Source organism: Citrobacter sp. CK206 (assembly GCF_030333125.1).
In the GTDB taxonomy this organism is placed as follows: Bacteria; Pseudomonadota; Gammaproteobacteria; order Enterobacterales; family Enterobacteriaceae; genus Citrobacter_B; species Citrobacter_B koseri.
The window spans coordinates 164,608-186,142 of sequence record NZ_JAOWGM010000030.1 but is presented as its reverse complement, the minus strand read 5'-3'; the positions used below and the strand labels follow the sequence as shown (position 1 = coordinate 186,142).

General features: G+C 52.0%; 20 protein-coding genes, 2 pseudogenes and 1 other annotated feature. Of the genes and pseudogenes, 10 read left to right on the top strand and 12 right to left on the bottom strand.

The window, feature by feature from the left end:
* Positions 1-138 precede the first annotated feature (138 nt).
* The 3 genes from OGX81_RS18060 to dacD all read right to left on the bottom strand — a co-directional run bounded on the left by OGX81_RS18060 (position 139) and on the right by dacD (position 3,229).
* Positions 139-1,197, bottom strand: a complete 1,059-nt coding sequence (locus tag OGX81_RS18060) for an FUSC family protein (RefSeq protein ID WP_012131751.1) — start codon at positions 1,195-1,197, stop codon at positions 139-141.
* A gap of 143 nt (positions 1,198-1,340) precedes the next feature.
* The gene (gene sbmC / locus OGX81_RS18055) at positions 1,341-1,808 is read right to left on the bottom strand and encodes a DNA gyrase inhibitor SbmC (protein ID WP_012131750.1); all 468 of its coding nucleotides are present in this window, start codon (positions 1,806-1,808) and stop codon (positions 1,341-1,343) included.
* Positions 1,809-2,056: 248 nt separating this feature from the next.
* Complete coding sequence (dacD, locus tag OGX81_RS18050) at positions 2,057-3,229, bottom strand: serine-type D-Ala-D-Ala carboxypeptidase DacD (RefSeq protein WP_080750383.1); 1,173 nt, start codon at positions 3,227-3,229, stop codon at positions 2,057-2,059.
* Between the two features lie 224 nt (positions 3,230-3,453).
* On the opposite strand from dacD, the gene sbcB reads away from it, so the two are divergent.
* Positions 3,454-4,878: an exodeoxyribonuclease I gene (gene sbcB / locus OGX81_RS18045; protein WP_104868484.1), complete on the top strand. Its 1,425-nt coding sequence runs from the start codon at positions 3,454-3,456 to the stop codon at positions 4,876-4,878.
* Positions 4,879-4,891: 13 nt separating this feature from the next.
* Here sbcB and OGX81_RS22155 read toward each other — a convergent pair.
* From OGX81_RS22155 to OGX81_RS18025, 5 genes and pseudogenes are all read right to left on the bottom strand, one after another.
* Positions 4,892-4,975, bottom strand: a pseudogene (locus OGX81_RS22155) (hypothetical protein); the annotation flags it as partial.
* Positions 4,976-5,085: 110 nt separating this feature from the next.
* The gene (locus tag OGX81_RS18040; RefSeq protein ID WP_181397032.1) at positions 5,086-6,447 is read right to left on the bottom strand and encodes an APC family permease; all 1,362 of its coding nucleotides are present in this window, start codon (positions 6,445-6,447) and stop codon (positions 5,086-5,088) included.
* Positions 6,437-6,499: a membrane protein YoeI gene (gene yoeI / locus OGX81_RS18035; protein WP_099433339.1), complete on the bottom strand. Its 63-nt coding sequence runs from the start codon at positions 6,497-6,499 to the stop codon at positions 6,437-6,439. The genes OGX81_RS18040 and yoeI overlap by 11 nt, the downstream gene beginning before the upstream one ends.
* Before the next feature lie 161 nt (positions 6,500-6,660).
* A pseudogene (locus OGX81_RS18030) lies at positions 6,661-7,645 on the bottom strand (LysR family transcriptional regulator).
* A 41-nt stretch (positions 7,646-7,686) separates the two neighbouring features.
* Positions 7,687-8,511 (bottom strand): SDR family oxidoreductase, encoded by an 825-nt coding sequence (locus tag OGX81_RS18025; RefSeq protein WP_049009132.1) that lies wholly within the window; start codon positions 8,509-8,511, stop codon positions 7,687-7,689.
* Positions 8,512-8,686: 175 nt separating this feature from the next.
* Here OGX81_RS18025 and hisL point away from each other — a divergent pair, with 175 nt between their 5' ends.
* The 9 genes from hisL (at position 8,687) to hisIE (ending at position 15,922) form a co-directional block, all read left to right on the top strand.
* The gene (hisL, locus tag OGX81_RS18020; RefSeq protein ID WP_001364200.1) at positions 8,687-8,737 is read left to right on the top strand and encodes a his operon leader peptide; all 51 of its coding nucleotides are present in this window, start codon (positions 8,687-8,689) and stop codon (positions 8,735-8,737) included.
* Positions 8,713-8,837 (top strand) — a sequence feature (His leader region). Its footprint overlaps the gene before it by 25 nt.
* Before the next feature lie 45 nt (positions 8,838-8,882).
* Positions 8,883-9,782 carry an ATP phosphoribosyltransferase gene (gene hisG, locus OGX81_RS18015; RefSeq protein ID WP_058669367.1) on the top strand — a complete coding sequence of 300 codons (900 nt, stop codon included), beginning with the start codon at positions 8,883-8,885 and terminating at the stop codon, positions 9,780-9,782.
* A gap of 5 nt (positions 9,783-9,787) precedes the next feature.
* Positions 9,788-11,092, top strand: coding sequence for a histidinol dehydrogenase (gene hisD, locus OGX81_RS18010; RefSeq protein ID WP_047462660.1), 1,305 nt, complete (start codon positions 9,788-9,790; stop codon positions 11,090-11,092).
* Positions 11,089-12,168 (top strand): histidinol-phosphate transaminase, encoded by a 1,080-nt coding sequence (gene hisC / locus OGX81_RS18005; RefSeq protein WP_047462657.1) that lies wholly within the window; start codon positions 11,089-11,091, stop codon positions 12,166-12,168. Before hisD ends, hisC begins: the two co-directional genes overlap by 4 nt.
* Positions 12,165-13,232: a bifunctional histidinol-phosphatase/imidazoleglycerol-phosphate dehydratase HisB gene (hisB, locus tag OGX81_RS18000; RefSeq protein WP_047462654.1), complete on the top strand. Its 1,068-nt coding sequence runs from the start codon at positions 12,165-12,167 to the stop codon at positions 13,230-13,232. Before hisC ends, hisB begins: the two co-directional genes overlap by 4 nt.
* Entirely contained in the window at positions 13,232-13,822 is a 591-nt protein-coding gene (gene hisH / locus OGX81_RS17995; protein WP_071258894.1) for an imidazole glycerol phosphate synthase subunit HisH, read from the top strand. Before hisB ends, hisH begins: the two co-directional genes overlap by 1 nt.
* Positions 13,822-14,559 (top strand): 1-(5-phosphoribosyl)-5-[(5-phosphoribosylamino)methylideneamino]imidazole-4-carboxamide isomerase, encoded by a 738-nt coding sequence (hisA, locus tag OGX81_RS17990; protein WP_047462648.1) that lies wholly within the window; start codon positions 13,822-13,824, stop codon positions 14,557-14,559. Before hisH ends, hisA begins: the two co-directional genes overlap by 1 nt.
* Positions 14,541-15,317 carry an imidazole glycerol phosphate synthase subunit HisF gene (gene hisF / locus OGX81_RS17985; RefSeq protein WP_012131735.1) on the top strand — a complete coding sequence of 259 codons (777 nt, stop codon included), beginning with the start codon at positions 14,541-14,543 and terminating at the stop codon, positions 15,315-15,317. Before hisA ends, hisF begins: the two co-directional genes overlap by 19 nt.
* Entirely contained in the window at positions 15,311-15,922 is a 612-nt protein-coding gene (gene hisIE / locus OGX81_RS17980; RefSeq protein ID WP_104868480.1) for a bifunctional phosphoribosyl-AMP cyclohydrolase/phosphoribosyl-ATP diphosphatase HisIE, read from the top strand. The genes hisF and hisIE overlap by 7 nt, the downstream gene beginning before the upstream one ends.
* Before the next feature lie 79 nt (positions 15,923-16,001).
* Here the strand turns inward: hisIE and wzzB are convergent, their stop codons facing one another.
* The 4 genes from wzzB to OGX81_RS17960 form a co-directional block, all read right to left on the bottom strand.
* Positions 16,002-16,985, bottom strand: coding sequence for an LPS O-antigen chain length determinant protein WzzB (wzzB, locus tag OGX81_RS17975; protein WP_104868479.1), 984 nt, complete (start codon positions 16,983-16,985; stop codon positions 16,002-16,004).
* 146 nt (positions 16,986-17,131) lie between these two features.
* A complete protein-coding gene (ugd, locus tag OGX81_RS17970) occupies positions 17,132-18,298 on the bottom strand; it encodes a UDP-glucose 6-dehydrogenase (RefSeq protein ID WP_104868478.1) in 1,167 nt (388 codons plus the stop codon).
* Between the two features lie 236 nt (positions 18,299-18,534).
* Positions 18,535-19,941: an NADP-dependent phosphogluconate dehydrogenase gene (gene gnd, locus OGX81_RS17965; protein ID WP_047462640.1), complete on the bottom strand. Its 1,407-nt coding sequence runs from the start codon at positions 19,939-19,941 to the stop codon at positions 18,535-18,537.
* A 149-nt stretch (positions 19,942-20,090) separates the two neighbouring features.
* Positions 20,091-21,527: an undecaprenyl-phosphate galactose phosphotransferase gene (locus OGX81_RS17960; RefSeq protein WP_012131730.1), complete on the bottom strand. Its 1,437-nt coding sequence runs from the start codon at positions 21,525-21,527 to the stop codon at positions 20,091-20,093.
* Between the last annotated feature and the right edge of the window lie 8 nt (positions 21,528-21,535).

Here is a 21,535-nt window from a genome sequence, read left to right as displayed (position 1 = left end):
TTTAAGCAACCGCTATACGTTAGGGTAAACATTACTTTTAGCCGTTGCAGATGACAATGGTTTTATCCTTTTTCAGTATCATACCCTTAATCGGTGCTGAATCGAAGCAGCAGCCGAATCACGAGCGTCATCTGCTTTTTATTTGCGCAATGCCCGGCAGATCAAATGGGAGAGCAGCTCCAGTTGCCGCGCCGTCTCCATACTTAGCCAAACATAGCCATGAATAGGCGTTTCAGCCACGGTATTGCCATGATGCTCGTTTATCAACTGGCGCAGCTCCGCGACAATCTCATTGAGTTTTTCCGTGTTTGCCAGTACCGGTTGTGGGTTGCCTTCGAACAGCGCATGGGCGATGGTGAGCAACGTTTGCTGCGTCATTTGCTGCGTTTCGCGCAGCGTATGCGCATTCAGCATCACAAAATGGCTGGCACGAGATGCCCAGTGCGCATTAATTTGCAGCTCAAGCATACAGACCAGATTGCGGTTCACGGTTTGAATCGCTTCGAATATCGACTTTTGAATGCGGGTTTCTTTACTGGCTGGCGTAATCAGCCCACGCATTTTGACGACGTCGCTCAGCAGTTTCTGTAAATGTTTCTCCAGCCGGGGACGCTCTAACAAATTGGGCGACAACGCGGCCTGATAGACCCGATTGTACGCCGTCACACAATGCGCCATCTGAATGCGCCAGTGTAAAAACGCGCGTTGCGGCCAGATGCCGGTAAACAGCATCGCCAGCAGCGAACCTAAAATAACATCCCCGCCGCGCCACAATGCCGTGTTCATGTCGCCTGCCGGCGCGCCTACCACCACGGCGAGCGTGATGCCGATCAACAGAGCCTGATACGGCTTTTTCCCTAACGCCAGCCAACCGCACAAGAACATTGCCGCAGCGCACCAGATCAACATCAGCGGGAGGGAAAAAAGCTCCAGACGTAACGCTACAAGACCTAATACCGACCCCAGAATCGTGCCGCCGATGCGCTCAAACGCACGGGGAACCACGTTCCCCCAAAAGGAGATCGGCCCCATAATGACGACCAGTGTAATCAGCGGCCAGGTGCCTTCCGGGATGTTGAACAGTCGAACCAGCAGGAAAGTGAGAATAAACGCCAGCGCAATGCGAATGCCGTGTACAACACGATAATGGCGATATAAACGAATTTCAAAGGGACTCAGCGATTTATCAGCCCGCACTCACGCACTCCGTCTGGAAATGACCAAAAAACGAATTGTACCCGCTTTTGCAGCGAAAATATCACTAGAGCGGACAGGACTCGCACGTAAACTGCCCCGTCACGACGCCTATCCGCCGGGTACTGCGTACAATTTACACAGGGCTATTTCGACTGTACGGGTACATACATTTCAATGTCCCAGTACCCGTCTTCCGTTCCATTGTTAAGATAGACCTCAAAACACGGTTTAGCCGCTATCTGGTAGTGATTGTCCTGTAACAGGCTATTGAAAAACTGATACCAGGGCGTCGCGAAATCATGATTCTCAACGCGCGCCACCGCTGTCGCATACTGCCCGCCGGCGATCTCCGTCAGGATGACGCCTTCGCTATTTTTCGGAATGGTGAAATTATCCGGGACAGACACCACCGTATCGCAGCGGAGTTTTTCCGCCGGAACCTCATCTGGATTATCGTAGTAAACCGCGATCCATTCGAGCGGAACAACCTGATTCCCGTCAACCCACATCATGAGTTGTTCAAAACCTTGCTTCACCGTTTTTTCCCACGGGCCGACCATGTGAAAACCGGCGATATTACGCTTCTCTGCCTGCCTGATTTCGTAGTCCATACTGCCTCCGATAGTTTCACTGAGACTGATAGCACACCGTCGACCTGATGGCGCTGCGCGTATCAGGTCGACGGTGTTCCATAATGCATTGAAGTCAGCGCCGGATAAGGAAGCGATGTCCCCTCCGGCAAATCTTATACTGTATATAAACACAGTATAGGATTTTGCATATAAAGGTCACAAGGAAATCATGATGAGTATGTGAGCAGACTCGCACTCTTACCAGTCTGCCGTGTCAGAAAAGGGGGTTACGCCTTATGGTGGAAGTAATCGCTCAGTCGGGAAAAAACGCCGCCTTTGCCAACAGACTCCAGCGTCACCAGAGGCCAGTGCGCCACCAGTTTATCCCGATCGTATAGCTCAATTTCACCGACCCGCTGATGTGCGGCAATAGGGGCTTCAAGTTCTTTTTTATCAAGGGCATACCGGGCCTTAATATGCGGAATTTCAGTTTTCGGCAGCGCCATCCAGAAATCCTGCTCGGTGCCCAGAGCAATATTTTCTTTATCGCCGTACCAGATACGTTCCGTGCCAACCTGTTTGCCACTGCGTAAAATTTGTACCGTATCGAAATTTTGCTGCCCCCATTGCAACAACTTACGTGCCTGATCTTCGCGCCCTTTCGCGCTTTCCGCGCCCATCACAACGGCGATAAGACGACGCTGCCCGTCCACGGCGGAGGCAATCAGGTTAAAACCCGCGCCGGAGGTATGGCCGGTTTTCAGCCCGTCGATATTCATGGTTTTATCCCACAGCAGTCCGTTACGGTTCTGCTGGGTAATACCGTTCCATGTCAGGCTCTTTTCACTGTACATATGATAAAACTCAGGCTCACCGTGAATAATGGCGCGGGACAATACCGCCAGATCATAGGCTGAGCTGTGCTGGCCTGGCGCATCCAGTCCGTGTACCGTTTCAAAATGGGTATCCTGCAACTTCAGGGTTTCAACGTAGTGATTCATCATGGCGACGAACTGCGGTTGCCCTCCGGCAATGTAATCCGCCAGCGCAACGCAGGCATCGTTTCCAGAGTCAACAATCAGCCCCCGGCTGAGATCCCGAACCGAAACGCGCTCCCCTTGTTTCAGAAACATTAATGAAGATCCCACAAACACCGGGTTGTCTTTGGCCCAGGCATCACGTCCAACGGTTACGATATCGTCCGGGCTAATACGATGGCTGTCGATAGCGCGATCGACAACATAGCCGGTCATCAGCTTGGTCAGGCTGGCCGGGTTACGCCGCTGATGTTCATTACCTGCGGTCAGAATTTGACCCGTGGTGTAATCCATAAGTACCCATGACCCTGCCTGAATGGCCGGAGGCTGGGGAGAAAAATCTGGCACATCGGCAGCCAGAGCGGAAGAAAGATTCATCGCGAGAAGTGAAGCGGCAATAAACAAACGGCGTTTCAACACTATTTCCTCAGGAAAGTCATAATTTGCCGTTCTTTTTACGGAAGTTCTGATAAACAAACAGGGATAAATTGCAAGAAAATGTGACATAACGCACGTTTTTCTATGCAGTGCCGGACAGTGTAACCTTAACGCTCCCAATAACGACTCAGAAGCTGATAACACCGCCAGGATTTGATACCCTGCTGCGCAGAACCGCGCAAACACACAGTAACGGATAGAACTGAACAATGAATGACGGCAAGCAGCACCCTACCTTCCTGTTCCATGACTACGAAACCTTCGGGACTCACCCGGCGCTGGACAGACCCGCACAGTTTGCCGCCATCCGCACGGATAGCGACTTTAATATTATTGGCGAACCTGAAGTCTTTTACTGCAAGCCCGCCGATGATTACCTGCCTCAACCAGGCGCTGTGCTCATCACCGGGATTACGCCGCAGGAAGCGCGCGACAAAGGAGAGAACGAAGCCTCCTTTGCCAGACGTATTCATTCGCTGTTCACCGTGCCAAAGACCTGTGTCGTCGGCTACAACAATGTCCGTTTTGATGATGAAGTCACGCGTAACATTTTGTATCGCAACTTCTACGATCCCTATGCCTGGAGCTGGCAGCACGACAACTCGCGCTGGGATTTGCTGGATGTGATGCGCGCCTGCTATGCCCTGCGCCCGGAAGGCATAAACTGGCCGGAAAATGACGACGGATTGCCCAGCTTCCGCCTTGAGCACTTGACCAAAGCCAACGGGATCGAACATGCCAACGCGCACGATGCAATGGCAGACGTGTACGCCACCATCGCTATGGCGCAACTGGTGAAGTCGCGCCAGCCGCGTCTGTTTGACTACCTTTACACGCATCGCAACAAACATAAACTGGCGGCGTTGATCGATGTGCCGCAAATGAAACCGCTAGTACATATCTCCGGTATGTTTGGCGCCTGGCGCGGCAACACCAGTTGGGTTGCGCCGCTGGCCTGGCATCCAGAAAACCGCAACGCGGTCATTATGGTGGATCTGGCGGGCGATATGTCGCCATTGCTGGAGCTGGACAGCGATACCCTGCGCGAGCGGTTATATACCGCTAAAGCCGATCTCGGCGATAACGCCGCAGTTCCGGTAAAACTGGTACACATCAATAAATGCCCGGTGCTGGCTCAGGCTAATACGCTCCGCCCGGAGGATGCCGATCGCCTGGGGATTAACCGTCAGCACTGCCTCGATAACCTGAAAGTGCTGCGCGATAATCCGCAGGTACGCGATAAAGTTGTGGCAATCTTCGCTGAGGCCGAGCCGTTTACGCCGTCTGAAAACGTCGATGCGCAGCTATACAATGGCTTTTTCAGCGACGCCGATCGTGCCGCCATGAAAATCGTGCTGGAAACCGAACCGCGCAATTTGCCCGCGCTGGATATTACGTTTGTCGATAAGCGGATTGAAAAACTGCTGTTCAACTATCGCGCCCGTAACTTCCCTGGGACGCTGGATGAAACCGAACAGCAACGCTGGCTGGAGCATCGTCGTCAGGTGTTTACGCCAGAGTTTTTGCAACGGTATGCGGAAGAGTTACAGATGCTGTATCAGCAATATGCTGACGACAAAGAGAAACTGGCATTGCTGAAATCACTCTGGCAGTACGCAGAAGAGATTGTCTGAGGAGCCACGCGTCGCTTTTGCCGGATGGTGGCGTAAACGCCTTATCCGGCCTACAAACAGTGAGGAGTGTAGGCCTGATAAGCGAAGCGCCATCAGGCGTTGGCGTTGTGCCGAAGGACGGCCGATGACCTTATCCGGCCTACAGATTTTTGCATAAAAAAACCGGAGAACATGTCTCCGGTTTTTTACCTGTGAAAGGTCATTTCATTACTGTGCGATATCTTCGTACTGCGGTACCGGATTGCGGAAGCTTTTGGTCACGCAAGCCAGATACACCAGGCCAATACCTGCCCAGATCAGACCCAGAGTCATTGAGCTTTCTTCCAGGTTGATCCACAGTGCGCCAACAGTCAGCGCGCCGCACACCGGCAGAATCAGATAGTTGAAGTGGTCTTTCAGCGTTTTGTTGCGCTTCTCACGGATCCAGAACTGGGAAATCACGGAGAGGTTCACGAAGGTAAACGCCACCAGCGCACCGAAGTTGATCAGCGCCGTCGCCGTAACCAGATCGAAATTAATCGCCAGCAGTGCGATCGCGCCAACCAGCAGCACGTTCCACGCCGGAGTACGCCATTTCGGATGAACGTAGCCGAAGAAACGCGTCGGGAACACGCCGTCACGACCCATGACGTACATCAGACGGGAAACGCCCGCGTGTGCCGCCATACCGGATGCCAGTACGGTCACGCTGGAGAAAATCAGCACGCCCCACTGGAAGGTTTTACCCGCAACGTACAGCATGATTTCAGGCTGTGATGCATCCGGGTCTTTAAAGCGCGAAATATCCGGGAAGTACAGTTGCAGGAAGTAAGACGCCGCGATAAAGATCAGGCCGCCAATCAGCGCCGTCAGGAAAATCGCGCGCGGAATAACGCGCTCCGCGTCTTTAGTCTCTTCAGACAGAGAAGAGATACCGTCAAAGCCGAGGAACGAGAAGCACAGGATTGTCGCACCGGTAATCATCGGCACAACGTGCGCGCCTTCAGACCAGAATGGACGGGAGCTTACCAGCGTACCCGCACCTTCGCCGTGAGACACGCCGTAGATAATCAGCCCGACAATCACCGCTACAATCCCCATTTGCAGAATAACAATCAGGGTGTTGAAGTTAGCGACGGTCTTGATGCTGCGCAGGTTAGAGATGGTCATAAAGGCCACCAGCGCCACCACAAAGATCCACGACGGCACTGTCGGCACCAGCGCTTCAAAATAAATTTTCGCCAGCAGAATGTTGATCATCGGCATGAACAGGTAGTCCAGCAGCGATGACCAGCCCACCATAAAGCCTACGGTCGGGCTGATGGATTTCTGGGCGTAAGTGTACGCGGAGCCAGCGGACGGGAAACGACGCACCAGTTTACCGTAGCTCAACGCAGTAAAAAGAATCGCGATCAGCGCAAAGGCATACGCCGTCGCAACGTGACCGTCAGTGAGGCCTGAGACGATACCAAATGTATCGAACAGCGTCATCGGCTGCATATAGGCAAGACCCATCATTACAACCGGAATCAACGTAAGCGTCTTACGCAATTCCACGCGAGAGGTGTTTGGAGTAACGTTATGCGACATGGTCATTCCCCTTTACGGCGAATGCCGTCGCGTAAGCAAAAAATTGCCCCATTTTCTGGATTCCTCAGCGACAACAACTGTCGGTTTTTAGTAAGTATCTATCCGGTACGAAGCCCGGCCTCTTTTATTGAATGATTGGTTTGATGCAAAAAAATAACCGACGCGTATTAAAACGTCGGTTAATGTCATTTTTTGCAAGCGGCGCATTGTGCACTAAATTAAGGCGAAATGACAATAGAATGAGAGCCCCGTCAAAAAATATTTTTTATTAACTGTTTGATTTTCCAGCATCCCCCATTGTATAGACGCCAGCAATAGCACTATTTGCTAAAATTTTATCTCGCCACCACGCGCTGGCCAGTCCGGCCGTCTGTTCGTTCCAGCCCATCCACACCGGCTCCGACACGATCTGCGCCGCCACGTTCTTCTCAATAAGCGCACCGCTGTCCAGAAAGCGTTGCGCCAGATAGCGCGGTAAATACCCACATCCCAGGCCGCTGATTTGCAGTTCCAGTTTGGTTTTAAAATCAAAAACCGTTATAGCTTCCTGATCATCAAGCAATTGCGCGCTTGCCGAACACGCCGGATGCGTCTCATCGCCGACCACAATCGCGCGGAACCGTTTTATTGTGCGCCGACTCAACGGCTCTTCTTCCGGCACCAGTGGATGATGCGGGGCAATCGCAAAAACCTGCTCAAGCTCTCCCAGACGCGCAAAACCGAAACCACTGGCGTAGGGCGGATCGTGCATCGCGCCAACGATGATATCCGCCCGCCCCTGCGTCAGCGCCTCCCAGGAACCGCCCAGCACGCCGTTTATGAATTTCAGGCGCGTTACGCTGTGATGTTGGTAGAAGGATTCAATGAGGGGAGTAAGGAGAGAAAAAGGAAACGTATCGTCCACGCCGATGACCAGTTCGTTCTCCCAGCCTTCGTGAAGTTTGATGGCCTGCTTTTCCAGTTCGCGCACGGTATGCAGAACTTCCCGGCCTTTTTCCAGCAGCATCTGGCCGGTGCGGGTAAATTTAGCCCGATGCCCGCTGCGATCCAACAGTTGGATATTCAGATCGCTTTCCAGCTTATGGACGGTATAGCTGAGCGCTGACGGCGTCTTAAACAATTTTGCCGACGCCGCCGCAAAGCTCCCCTCTTTCTCTAACGCATCGAGAATCATCAGAACGTCCAGCAGTGGTTTCATACTCGCCCCCTTGCGGTGTATGGCGGTAGTCTGCTGGCGCGTCACTCCATCGGCATCACCAGCGGGTCGGGATACTGGTATTCAAACCCGAGTTCATTACAAATCCGGCTGCCATCAATAATCTTGCCTTTATCGTTACTCTGGCTTTCCAGAAAATGCGGCGGTTCCATACCCAGCAAACGCGCCATCTGCGGATAAAACACATTACGCGCCGGATGCGAAGGCGCACATATATTATAGATGTGTCCCCCTTTAGGTGCCTGTAACAGCAGAGTAATAGCGGCAATCACATCTTCCAGGTGGACCAGATTCACACCTTGCTGGCCGTCAGGCGCGGTTTTACCGGCAAAGAAACGCCCCGGATGCCGTCCTGGCCCTACCAGCCCGGACAGACGCAGAATATCGACGGAGGTGCCAGGCAGATTGTGCAGCCAGTCTTCGAGTTCCTTCAGGATGCGCCCACTCGCCGTGACGGGATTACGCGGCGTAGTCTCTTTCACAATGCCGTGCACATCGCCGTACACTGACGTGGAACTGGTAAAAATGATACGCGGAACGTGATACGCCAGCGCGCTGTCGACCACCTCCTGTATTGCCTGGCGGTAAAAATCTTCCCCCGGCCCGCTACGGCGAGCGGGCAGCGTAATGACCAGAGCATCCACATCCATCAGCGCATCAAGATCGTCCGTTTCGCAAACCAGCTCAGGTTCCAGGCGCAGCGGATAGCTCTCAATGCCGCTCATGCGGGCCGCTTCCACGCCATCCTGCGTGGTTTTCGTGCCAGTAACCTGCCAGCCTCTTGCCGTCAGCGACATCGCCAGCGGCATTCCTAACCATCCTAAACCGACAATTGCGACCTTTTTCATGCGTTCTCTCCTGACTTTAACGCCATCTTATCTAAGGCTACGCCAGCCCGCCGGGACTGACAATTCATACCTTCAATATGAAATGAATTAATGATGAAAAAAAGCCCTTGCTTTCCGGCGCTAAAGTGGTTTAGGTTAAAAGGCATCAAATGAATAAGCATTCATCGAGAATTTTATGACACGCGTTCAATTTAAACACCACCATCATCACCATCATCCTGACTAGTCTTTCAGGCGATGTGTGCTGGAAGACATTCAGATCTTCCAGTGGTGCATGAACGCATGAGAAAGCCCCCGGAAGATCATTCTTCCGGGGGCTTTTTTTTGTGCGCGATTCAGACCGGTTCAGACAGGATAAAGAGGAAAAAAGAATGTTAGATAACACCCGTTTACGCATAGCTATTCAGAAATCAGGCCGTTTAAGCGATGATTCACGCGAATTACTGGCCCGCTGCGGTATTAAAATCAACCTGCACACCCAGCGTCTGATTGCGATGGCGGAGAACATGCCGATTGATATTCTGCGCGTGCGTGATGACGATATTCCCGGTCTGGTCATGGATGGCGTTGTCGATCTGGGGATCATCGGGGAAAACGTTCTGGAAGAAGAACTGTTGAGCCGCCGCGCGCAGGGCGAAGATCCGCGCTACTACACCCTGCGCCGTCTCGACTTCGGCGGCTGCCGCCTCTCGCTGGCCACCGCCGTCGATGAAGCCTGGGACGGCCCGGCTTCCCTTGACGGCAAGCGTATCGCCACCTCTTACCCGCACCTGCTTAAGCGTTATCTGGATCAGAAAGGCGTGTCGTTTAAATCCTGTCTGTTAAACGGTTCTGTTGAAGTCGCTCCGCGTGCGGGTCTGGCCGATGCCATCTGCGATTTGGTGTCTACCGGGGCGACGCTGGAAGCCAACGGTCTGCGTGAAGTCGAGGTGATTTACCGCTCCAAAGCCTGCCTGATCCAGCGTGACGGCGAAATGGCCGAAGCCAAACAACAGCTTATCGACAAACTGCTGACCCGTATTCAGGGCGTTATTCAGGCGCGTGAATCCAAATACATCATGATGCATGCGCCAAGCGAGCGTCTGGATGAAGTCATCGCCCTGCTGCCGGGCGCAGAGCGTCCGACCATTCTGCCGCTGGCGGGCGATCAGCAGCGCGTCGCCATGCACATGGTCAGCAGCGAAACCCTGTTCTGGGAAACGATGGAAAAACTGAAAGCGCTCGGCGCCAGCTCTATTCTGGTGCTGCCAATTGAAAAGATGATGGAGTGACGGCCATGAGCTTTAATACAATCATCGACTGGAATAGCTGCAATACTGAACAGCAGCGTGCATTGCTGATGCGTCCGGCTATTTCCGCCTCCGACAGCATTACCCGTACCGTCGCAGAGATCCTGGATAATGTGAAATCACGCGGTGATGACGCCCTGCGTGAATACAGCGCGAAGTTTGATAAAACGAACGTCGCAGCGCTGAAAGTGTCCGCCGAAGAGATTGCCGCGGCCAGCGCGCGTCTGAGCGACGATCTCAAACAGGCGATGGCGGTAGCGGTAAAAAACATCGAAACCTTCCACAATGCGCAAAAACTACCGGCAGTAGATGTTGAAACCCAGCCCGGCGTTCGCTGTCAGCAGGTGACGCGCCCTGTCGCATCTGTCGGCCTGTATATCCCGGGCGGCTCTGCCCCGCTCTTCTCCACCGTATTAATGCTCGCCACGCCCGCGCGTATTGCCGGATGCAAAAAAGTGGTGCTGTGCTCGCCACCGCCTATCGCGGATGAAATCCTTTACGCTGCGCAGCTGTGCGGTGTGCAGGAAGTCTTCAACGTCGGCGGCGCCCAGGCCATTGCCGCTCTGGCGTTCGGCAGCGAGTCCGTGCCAAAAGTGGACAAAATTTTTGGCCCCGGCAACGCGTTTGTCACCGAGGCGAAACGCCAGGTCAGCCAGCGTCTCGACGGCGCGGCAATTGATATGCCTGCCGGCCCTTCTGAAGTGTTGGTGATCGCCGACAGCGGCGCCACGCCAGATTTCGTGGCGTCTGACCTGCTCTCTCAGGCGGAACACGGCCCGGATTCTCAGGTCATTCTGCTGACCCCGGATGCCGGTATTGCGCAGAACGTCGCGGAGGCCGTCGAACGCCAGTTAGCGGAGTTACCGCGTGCGGAAACGGCGCGTCAGGCATTAAGCGCCAGCCGTCTGATCGTGACGAAAGATTTAGCCCAGTGCGTCGCCATCTCGAACCAGTATGGGCCGGAACACCTGATCATTCAGACCCGTAAGGCACGCGATCTGGTGGAGGATATTACCAGCGCGGGTTCCGTTTTTCTCGGTGACTGGTCACCGGAATCCGCAGGCGACTATGCTTCCGGCACCAATCATGTGCTGCCGACCTATGGTTATACCGCCACCTGCTCCAGCCTCGGTCTGGCGGATTTCCAGAAACGCATGACCGTTCAGGAATTGTCGCAGGCGGGTTTCTCCGCACTGGCATCCACCATTGAAACGCTGGCTGCGGCAGAACGGCTGACCGCCCACAAAAATGCTGTCACCCTGCGCGTTAACGCCCTTAAGGAGCAAGCATGAGCACTGAAAATACCCGCAGCGTCACCGACTTAGCCCGGGAAAACGTTCGCAACCTGACGCCGTACCAGTCCGCTCGCCGTCTGGGCGGTAATGGCGATGTGTGGCTGAATGCCAATGAGTTCCCGACGGCAGTGGAGTTTCAGCTGACTCAGCAAACGCTCAACCGCTACCCGGAATGCCAGCCAAAAGCGGTTATTGAAAATTATGCGCAGTACGCCGGGGTGAACCCCGGGCAGGTGCTGGTCAGCCGTGGCGCAGACGAAGGTATTGAACTGCTGATTCGCGCATTCTGCGAACCGGGGAAAGAGGCAATTCTCTATTGCCCGCCAACGTACGGCATGTACAGCGTCAGCGCGGAAACCATTGGCGTTGAATGCCGGACGGTTCCGACGCTGGAAAACTGGCAGCTGGATCTGCGGGGCATCGCCGATAAACTCGACGGCGTTAAAGTGGTGTTTGTATGCAGCCCCAACAACCCGACCGGGCAGCTTATCAATCCACAGGATTTACGTACTCTGCTGGAAATGACGCGCGGCAACGCCATTGTGGTGGCGGATGAAGCCTATATTGAATTCTGCCCACAGGCGACGCTGGCTGGCTGGCTCTCTGAATACCCGCATCTGGTGGTGCTACGCACACTCTCTAAAGCCTTTGCGCTCGCAGGTCTGCGCTGCGGATTTACGCTGGCGAACGAAGAGGTCATCAACCTGCTGCTGAAAGTCATCGCCCCCTACCCGCTCTCTACGCCGGTCGCCGATATTGCCGCTCAGGCGTTGACGCCGCAAGGCGTCAACGCGATGCGCGAACGTGTGGCGCAGATTCTGCTGGAACGTCAGTATCTGGTTAATGCGCTGAAAGAGATTGCCTGCGTAGAACAGGTGTTCGATTCAGAAACCAACTACATTCTGGCACGTTTTACCGCGTCAAGTAGCGTGTTTAAATCTCTGTGGGATCAGGGCATTATCTTACGTGATCAGAATAAACAACCTTCTTTAAGCGGCTGTCTGCGTATCACTGTTGGAACCCGCGAAGAAAGCCAGCGCGTCATTGACGCCTTACGTGCGGAGCAAGTATGAGCCAGAAGTATCTTTTTATTGACCGTGATGGAACCCTGATTGCCGAACCGCCGAGTGATTTTCAGGTGGATCGTTTTGACAAACTCGCCTTTGAACCGGACGTGGTGCCGGTTCTGCTGAAGCTGCAAAAAGCCGGCTTTAAGCTGGTGATGATCACCAACCAGGACGGGCTGGGAACGCAAAGCTTCCCGCAGGCAGACTTCGACGGCCCGCACGACCTGATGATGCAGGTTTTCACCTCCCAGGGCGTACTGTTTGATGAAGTGCTGATCTGCCCGCACCTGCCAGCAGATGAGTGCGACTGCCGTAAGCCGAAGGTAAAGCTGGTTGAACGTTATCTGGCTGAACAGGCGATGGATAGCGCCAACAGCTACGTGATTGGCGATCGCGCTACCGACATCCAGTTGGCCGAAAACATGGGCATTAACGGGTTACGTTATAACCGTGAAACCCTGAACTGGACGATGATTGGCGAACAGCTGACAAAACGCGACCGCTATGCCCACGTTGAGCGCAATACCAAAGAAACACAGATTGACGTCAAGGTGTGGCTGGATCGCGAAGGCGGCAGCAAGATCAATACCGGCGTGGGCTTTTTTGACCATATGCTCGATCAGATCGCCACGCATGGCGGTTTCCGTATGGAGATCGCGGTCAAGGGCGACCTCTATATTGACGATCACCACACGGTAGAAGATACCGGTCTGGCGCTGGGCGAAGCGCTAAAACTGGCGTTGGGCGATAAGCGCGGCATCAACCGCTTCGGTTTTGTACTGCCGATGGACGAATGCCTGGCGCGTTGCGCACTGGATATCTCCGGGCGCCCGCACCTGGAATATAAAGCCGAGTTTACCTATCAGCGCGTAGGCGATCTGAGCACCGAGATGGTTGAACACTTCTTCCGCTCGCTCTCCTACACCATGGGCGTGACGCTGCACCTGAAGACCAAAGGTAAAAACGATCACCACCGTGTAGAAAGCCTGTTTAAAGCGTTTGGCCGCACGTTGCGCCAGGCCATTCGGGTAGAAGGCGACACGCTGCCGTCTTCTAAAGGAGTGCTGTGATGAACGTCGTCATCCTTGATACCGGCTGTGCCAACCTGAACTCGGTGAAATCCGCCGTGGCGCGCCACGGTTATGATCCGCAGGTCAGCCGCGACCCGGAGGTCGTCTTAAAAGCTGACAAACTCTTCCTGCCCGGCGTGGGAACCGCCCAGGCGGCGATGGATCAGTTGCGCGAGCGTGAGCTTGTCGAATTGATTAAGGCTTGTACTCAGCCCGTTCTGGGAATTTGTTTAGGCATGCAGATCCTCGGGCGCCACAGTGAAGAGACAAACGGCGTCGACCTTCTGGGCATTATTGACCAGGACGTCCCGAAGATGACCGATTTTGGCCTGCCGCTCCCGCATATGGGCTGGAACCGCGTTTACCCGCAGGCGGGTAATCGTCTTTTCCAGGGCATTGAAGATGGCGCCTGGTTCTACTTTGTTCACAGCTACGCTATGCCCGTAAATCCGTGGACCATTGCTCAATGCAACTACGGCGAACCCTTCACTGCGGCGGTGCAAAAAGACAATTTCTTCGGCGTGCAGTTCCACCCGGAACGTTCCGGCGCCGCTGGCGCGCAGTTGCTGAAAAACTTCCTGGAGATGTGATGATTATTCCGGCATTAGATTTGATCGATGGCACCGTAGTGCGTCTCCATCAGGGCGACTACGCCCGGCAGCGTGATTACGGTAACGATCCCCTTCCCCGTCTGCGGGATTATGCCGCCCAGGGCGCCGAAGTGCTGCATCTGGTCGATTTGACCGGGGCGAAAGATCCGGCCAGACGGCAGATCCCGCTGATTAAAACGCTGGTCGCGGGTGTGAACGTGCCCGTGCAGGTTGGCGGCGGCGTGCGTACTGAGGACGATGTTGCGGCGCTGCTGGACGCAGGCGTTGCCCGCGTGGTGGTCGGCTCTACGGCGGTCAAATCTCCCGAGGTGGTCAAAGGCTGGTTTGAGCGCTTTGGCGCTGACGCGCTGGTGCTGGCGCTGGATGTGCGTATTGATGATCGGGGCAACAAACAGGTTGCCGTCAGCGGCTGGCAGGAGAACTCCGGCGTTTCGCTGGAGGAGCTGGTCGAGACTTATCTGCCGGTTGGCCTGAAGCATGTACTGTGCACCGATATCTCCCGTGACGGCACGCTGGCGGGTTCCAACGTCTCATTATATGACGAAGTGTGCGCGAAATATCCGCAGATCGCCTTTCAGTCTTCCGGCGGAATTGGCGGGATTGAAGACGTAGCCGCTCTGCGCGGCACGGGCGTTCGCGGCGTGATTGTCGGCCGCGCCCTACTGGAAGGTAAATTCACCGTTAAGGAGGCCATCCAATGCTGGCAAAACGTATAATCCCTTGCCTGGACGTACGCGATGGTCAGGTGGTAAAAGGCGTACAGTTCCGCAATCATGAAATCATCGGCGATATCGTCCCGCTGGCAAAACGCTATGCCGATGAAGGCGCAGACGAGCTGGTATTCTATGATATTACCGCTTCCAGCGACGGGCGCGTGGTTGATAAGAGTTGGGTGTCGCGCGTCGCGGAAGTGATCGACATTCCATTCTGTGTCGCGGGTGGCATCAGGTCTATTGATGACGCCGCTAAAATCCTCTCTTTCGGCGCTGATAAAATTTCCATCAACTCCCCTGCGCTGGCCGACCCAACGCTGATCACCCGTCTTGCTGACCGTTTTGGCGTACAGTGCATCGTCGTGGGCATTGATACCTGGTTTGATGCCGAAACCGGCAAGTATCACGTCAACCAGTATACCGGCGATGAAAGCCGTACTCGCGTGACGCAGTGGGAAACTCTCGACTGGGTGCAGGAAGTGCAAAAACGCGGGGCCGGTGAAATCGTGCTTAACATGATGAATCAGGACGGCGTGCGTAACGGTTACGATCTGGAGCAACTGAAAAAAGTCCGTGACGTCTGTCATGTACCGCTGATTGCCTCCGGCGGCGCGGGCACGATGGAGCACTTCCTTGAAGCCTTCCGCGATACCGATGTCGACGGGGCGCTTGCTGCCTCCGTCTTCCACAAACAGATTATTAATATTGGTGAATTAAAAGCGTACCTGGAAGCACAGGGCGTGGAGATCAGGATATGTTAACAGAGCAACAGCGCCGCGAACTCGACTGGGAAAAAACCGATGGATTGATGCCGGTTGTCGTGCAACATGCGGTATCCGGTGAAGTGTTGATGCTGGGTTACATGAGCCCTGAAGCGCTGAATAAAACAATCGAAAGCGGCAACGTCACTTTCTTCTCACGAACCAAACAGCGTTTGTGGACCAAAGGCGAAACATCCGGCCACTTCCTGAAGGTAGTCCGCATTGCGCCGGATTGTGATAACGACACACTGCTGGTGCTGGCCAATCCAATTGGACCAACCTGCCACAAAGGCACCAGCAGCTGCTTTGGGGATGCCAGCCATCAGTGGTTATTCCTGTATCAACTTGAGCAACTGTTAGCCGAGCGTAAAACCGCCGATCCGGCAAGCTCTTACACGGCGAAACTTTACGCCAGCGGCACCAAGCGTATCGCGCAGAAAGTGGGTGAAGAAGGTGTCGAGACCGCGCTGGCCGCAACGGTACATGACCGTTTTGAGCTGACCAATGAAGCCTCCGACCTGATGTACCACCTGCTGGTGCTGCTACAGGACCAGGACCTTGATTTAACGACTGTCATTGAGAATTTGCGTAAGCGTCATCAATAGCTTCAGATGCGAAAAAACCGGGCAATGCCCGGTTTTTTGTAGGTCGGATAAGCGTAGCGCCATCCGGGATACCAATAAATTACTGCGCTTTCGGCTTATAGTTACGTAACGCATTACGTCCCAGCACCACACCCGCACCAATCATCCCGCCCAGCAATACCGCCAGAACCAGCGTAATTGCCTTTTTCGGACTGTCACGACGAATCGGTAGCGTCGGCTTCATGACGTAACGGTAGGCGTGAATGGATGCGGTTTCGATTTTCAGATTTCCGATATCCAGCAGATTTTGCTTGGTCTGATAGTAGGCCCCAGAGAAAACCAGCGGACGCGTGGCCTCGTGTTCGATCATTGATTTCAGCGCATCACTACCAAGAAGGAACATACTGTCCTGGGTGACATCCTGAGTTTGCTGAATTTGTGGCTTTATCACATTCGCCTGTTCCGCATAACGCAATGCTTCCTGAATTTGCTTGATACGCAAATCTTTTTGCTCCTGCGCGACCACTTCCTGCGTTTTTAACGAGTCCTCAAGCGTAGTTGTCTGCAACTTGATGTTATCTTTTAGATCCGCGTCCAGTTCTTTCGCAACGCTCTCATCTACCTGCTGGATATACTCTGCCAGCTGGCGCTGCGCCCCTTCCGCAGACTCTCCAACGTAAGAAACAGCCAACGGCAATGATTGACCCTTAACAGAAGGAGTAATGGTTAATTCTTCAGGTTCTTCCTGATTATCCAGGGCTGCTGACAATGCGGAAAAGGCGGAGCTAAAGCGACCGATAAAACCAGTCTGGATATCCGCAACTTTCGGAGCGTTATCGCCATACAAAACGCTCATCGCATTATTATAAGTGGCAATTTGCCCTACATCAGGCTGGGTGATGATGGCGGTAGAGGTCCATTTCTCTTTCGCTACCAGGATGTAACCAACAGCCAATAGAATTGCGACAATGACACACACAAAGATTGTCATTTTTCCGCGCCACAATTGCATCACTAAATCAATCAAATCAATCTGTTCCGGGTCATTACTGCGCCCGGTAGCATTGTTATTGTTCACTGTCATCAGTACCCTAACTAAGAAAATGCTTAAGCTGGAGACAGTGTAGTCATAAACATCGTTAATGCTATAGGATTATTGATAAAATTTACGGATTATTTCAAACACTTTGATAGCCAATCAGGGGCTATTGTAGCCCCAATAACAGAAGGTTAATCACTGCCAAAGAGATCGCGTGTATAAACTTTGTCCTGAACATCCAGCAGTTCAGACGCCATGCGATTGGAGATAATCACGTCGGACTGCTGTTTAAACGTATTCAAATCACGTTCAAGGCGGGAATTAAAGAACGACGCTTCCTTCATAACCGGTTCGTAAATAATAACTTCCACACCTTTAGCTTTGATACGCTTCATAATCCCCTGAATTGAAGACGCACGGAAATTATCAGAACCGCTCTTCATAATCAGACGATAGATGCCCACCACTTTGGGTTTTCTGGACAAGATGGCATCTGCAATAAAATCTTTACGCGTCCGGTTCGCATCCACGATCGCGGAGATAATATTGTTTGGCACTGACTGATAATTCGCCAGAAGTTGCTTCGTATCTTTCGGCAGACAATAACCGCCATAACCAAATGAAGGATTGTTGTAATGATTGCCAATACGAGGATCCAGACACACACCTTCAATAATTTGTCGGGTATTCAGTCCTAAACTTTCCGCATAGCTATCAAGTTCATTAAAGTAAGCAACGCGCATCGCAAGGTAAGTATTAGCAAAAAGCTTAATCGCCTCTGCTTCCGTCGAATCGGTAAACAGGGTTGGAATATTCTGTTTTATGGCGCCTTCCTGTAGCAAAGCAGCGAATCGCTCCGCACGCTCAGAGCGTTCACCAATCACAATCCGCGAAGGATGCAAATTATCATAAAGCGCTTTACCTTCGCGCAGGAACTCGGGGGAGAAAATGATATTCTGCGTATTAAATTTTTTACTCATCGTTGCGGTGAAGCCAACCGGCACCGTTGACTTGATCACCATCACTGCCGATGGGTTAATCTCTGTCACATCCTGAATAACCGATTCTACACTTGATGTGTTGAAATAATTTGTTTTTGGATCATAGTCGGTTGGTGTTGCAATAATGACATAATCAGCATTTTGGTAGGCGGATACCTTGTCTAAGGTTGCTTCAAAATTAATATTCCCGGACGCTAAAAATTGCTGTATTTCTTTATCAACAATCGGAGATATCCGATCATTTAGCATTTCTACACGTTCGGGAATAATGTCTAACGCGGTAACCTGGTGATGCTGTGCGATAAGCAAACCGTTTGACAGACCAACGTACCCGGTTCCAGAAATGGTGATTTTCATTTCACGCTCTCAGAATTAACTTAATTATGCATCATGATGTTTATACATCCTGATAAGATATAAAAGTTTTAACGCCTGAATGAATATTGTGTCAATGAAGGCTAAAACAATTCAGATTTTCTTTATCAGGTTAAACATTAATTATTAAGTTAATATTAAGAAGTAAAAATAAATCAATCAGATTAGGGACAAAAAAAAGCCCGGCGAATCACCGGGCTTTTGATGCGAATCAGGAATTACTCCAGCCATTCAGTATGGAAAACGCCTTCTTTATCAGTACGCTTATACGTATGCGCCCCAAAGTAGTCACGCTGCGCCTGGATCAGGTTCGCAGGAAGAACGGCTGCGCGATAGCTGTCGTAGTAGGCAACAGCGGCAGAGAACGTCGGAACCGGGATACCATTCTGCACGGCATACGCAACCACATCACGCAGCGCTTGCTGATAATCGTCCGCGATTTTCTTGAAGTACGGTGCCAGCAGCAGGTTAGCGATACCCGCATTTTCTGCATATGCGTCGGTGATTTTCTGCAAGAACTGTGCACGAATAATGCAGCCGGCACGGAAGATCTTCGCAATTTCGCCGTAGTTCAGATCCCAGTTGTATTCGTCAGAAGCGGCACGCAGCTGGGAAAACCCTTGTGCGTAAGAGACGATCTTGCCAAGGTAGAGCGCGCGACGGACTTTCTCGATAAATTCCGCTTTGTCACCCGCAAGCTGCGCTTTAGGTCCCGACAACACTTTAGACGCTGCGACACGCTGCTCTTTCAGAGAAGAGATATAACGTGCAAAAACGGATTCCGTGATCAGCGACAGCGGCTCGCCCAGATCCAGAGAACTCTGGCTGGTCCATTTACCGGTGCCTTTGTTCGCCGCTTCATCCAGAATCACATCAACCAGATATTTACCCTCTTCATCCTTTTTGGTGAAGATGTCTTTGGTGATGTCGATCAGGTAGCTGTTCAGCTCGCCTTTGTTCCACTCAGTGAAAGTATCTGCCAGCTCTTCGTTAGACAGATTCAGGCCACCTTTCAGCAAAGAATAGGCTTCTGCGATCAGCTGCATGTCGCCGTATTCGATACCGTTGTGAACCATTTTCACATAGTGACCGGCACCATCGGCACCAATATAGGTCACGCAAGGTTCGCCATCTTCTGCAACTGCGGCAATTTTAGTCAGAATCGGCGCAACCAGTTCGTAGGCCTCTTTCTGACCGCCAGGCATGATAGATGGGCCTTTCAGCGCCCCTTCTTCACCACCGGAAACGCCGGTACCAATGAAGTTAAAGCCTTCAGCAGAAAGTTCGCGATTACGACGGATAGTGTCCTGGAAGAACGTGTTACCACCATCAATGATGATGTCGCCTTTATCCAGATACGGCTTCAGGGAATCGATAGCAGCATCAGTGCCCGCCCCTGCTTTCACCATTAACAGGATACGACGAGGCGTTTCAAGGGATTCAACAAACTCTTTTACCGTGTAGTAAGGCACCAGTTTTTTGCCTGGGTTTTCGGCAATCACTTCTTCGGTCTTTTCACGGGAGCGGTTGAAAACGGAGACGGTATAACCACGGCTCTCGATGTTGAGCGCCAGGTTGCGCCCCATCACTGCCATACCGACGACGCCGATCTGTTGCTTGGACATTACATACTCCTGTCAGGTGTGGATACCCCGCCGTAAAATGGCGGCGAGTAAAGTGAAGAACATGTTAACTCAGGTTAGAGGCCAGAAGGTAGCAATAGATGTCCTCTTCAGAATGAACTTAATGCACATAAAATGCAGTTTCTGCTACATCAATATGCACCATCTCTATGGAGGACTACCTTCACTGTTTTGAAAAGAATAGCGATGTCATTCCACAGCGACCAGTTCTTGACATACCAGGAGTCAAAGTAGACTCGGGTATCGTAATCCACATCGTTACGTCCACTTACCTGCCACAACCCTGTCATTCCCGGTTTCGCCATTAGATAGTAATCAACATTCTCATCATAGCGTGGTAACTCTTCAGAGATAATCGGACGCGGGCCAACCAGACTCATTTGACCTTTCAGCACATTAAATAACTGAGGCAATTCATCAAGACTGGTTTTACGAATAAATCGACCGACAGGAGTGATTCGCGGATCGTTTTTCAACTTAAAGTCACGCTCCCATTCTTCCCGTGCAGCAGGATCGGAATCAAGGAGCTTTTGTAAAACCTCCTGCGAATTCATCACCATTGAGCGAAACTTATAGCAAGGGAAAAGCTTACCGTGACGCCCTACTCGCATATGACCGTAGATTGCCGGACCACCATCACGGGTAACTTTGTACCAAAGATAAATGAGCAGTGGCGAAGAAATTAAGATAATCAGTGATGAACAGACAATATCGAAAGTCCGTTTAAGGAAACGAGATGTCCGTTTTGCCAGATTATTATGAATACGCAGCAACATGACTTCATGACTAAAGATGAAAGACATATCGGTATTATAAAGTGGTAACCCGCGCAGGGACGGAATAACCGTGACAGAACGGCAGTCCTTCTTCGATAGTTCGCGCAACCAGTTAATGGTCTTATCGCTGTTTTCCATTTCAAAAGCTACAATGAAATGAATATCGCCTGTTTTCTTCATTTCCCAAAGAATATTGGGGTCCTGAAGAACCGGCAGTCCCTGTAGCGTTGCCTCTGTACACTCTTCGTCATAAAATGCGACAACATCAAAGCCAAGCATTTCCTCACTTTGCAGTGCATAATAAGCTTCCACTGCATTACTTCCGCTACCCATAATGACAGTCTTTTTCTTCCAAATCCCAAGACGATTAAGAAGTTGTTTGGTCATTGCTCGGAAAAGCGGTAGCAGAATTAATGCAAACGTCCAACAAAAGACCCATACATACCGAGAAAATTGCCATTTAGAAAAAGCGACCAGCGCCAGATCAAAAACAGCAAAGATCACAATAGTACGGATAATCTCCTTCAATTCAAACCAAAAGGGTTTGCGATAGGAATAATGTCGCAACCGAACCCAGAACCATCCCACACATATCAAACTCAGGATGACATGAGAAATTATGCGCATCTCTAGTTGAGCATCGGGGATAAAACGATAAAGATCGTTAAAAATCCAGTATACACAACCAATAGAGAGGGCCAGTGATAAGTTAAAAAATATAAAATCCGATGCTGCGAGAAAAACCTTGCATAGCAATGGATTATATTTATTCAAAAAATTATCCGTATCCATGACAACAC

Bases quoted from the DNA above. Each gene is read 5' to 3' on its own strand.
- hisA (WP_047462648.1), top strand. From the start codon at position 13,822: ATGATTATTCCGGCATTAGATTTGATCGATGGCACCGTAGTGCGTCTC.
- hisC (WP_047462657.1), top strand. From the start codon at position 11,089: ATGAGCACTGAAAATACCCGCAGCGTCACCGACTTAGCCCGGGAAAAC.
- OGX81_RS18040 (WP_181397032.1), bottom strand. From the start codon at position 6,447: ATGTCGCATAACGTTACTCCAAACACCTCTCGCGTGGAATTGCGTAAG.
- ugd (WP_104868478.1), bottom strand. From the start codon at position 18,298: ATGAAAATCACCATTTCTGGAACCGGGTACGTTGGTCTGTCAAACGGT.
- gnd (WP_047462640.1), bottom strand. From the start codon at position 19,941: ATGTCCAAGCAACAGATCGGCGTCGTCGGTATGGCAGTGATGGGGCGC.
- hisIE (WP_104868480.1), top strand. From the start codon at position 15,311: ATGTTAACAGAGCAACAGCGCCGCGAACTCGACTGGGAAAAAACCGAT.
- wzzB (WP_104868479.1), bottom strand. From the start codon at position 16,985: ATGACAGTGAACAATAACAATGCTACCGGGCGCAGTAATGACCCGGAA.
- hisH (WP_071258894.1), top strand. From the start codon at position 13,232: ATGAACGTCGTCATCCTTGATACCGGCTGTGCCAACCTGAACTCGGTG.
- OGX81_RS17960 (WP_012131730.1), bottom strand. From the start codon at position 21,527: ATGGATACGGATAATTTTTTGAATAAATATAATCCATTGCTATGCAAG.
- sbcB (WP_104868484.1), top strand. From the start codon at position 3,454: ATGAATGACGGCAAGCAGCACCCTACCTTCCTGTTCCATGACTACGAA.
- hisD (WP_047462660.1), top strand. From the start codon at position 9,788: ATGAGCTTTAATACAATCATCGACTGGAATAGCTGCAATACTGAACAG.
- hisG (WP_058669367.1), top strand. From the start codon at position 8,883: ATGTTAGATAACACCCGTTTACGCATAGCTATTCAGAAATCAGGCCGT.
- hisF (WP_012131735.1), top strand. From the start codon at position 14,541: ATGCTGGCAAAACGTATAATCCCTTGCCTGGACGTACGCGATGGTCAG.
- OGX81_RS18025 (WP_049009132.1), bottom strand. From the start codon at position 8,511: ATGAAAAAGGTCGCAATTGTCGGTTTAGGATGGTTAGGAATGCCGCTG.
- hisB (WP_047462654.1), top strand. From the start codon at position 12,165: ATGAGCCAGAAGTATCTTTTTATTGACCGTGATGGAACCCTGATTGCC.
- sbmC (WP_012131750.1), bottom strand. From the start codon at position 1,808: ATGGACTACGAAATCAGGCAGGCAGAGAAGCGTAATATCGCCGGTTTT.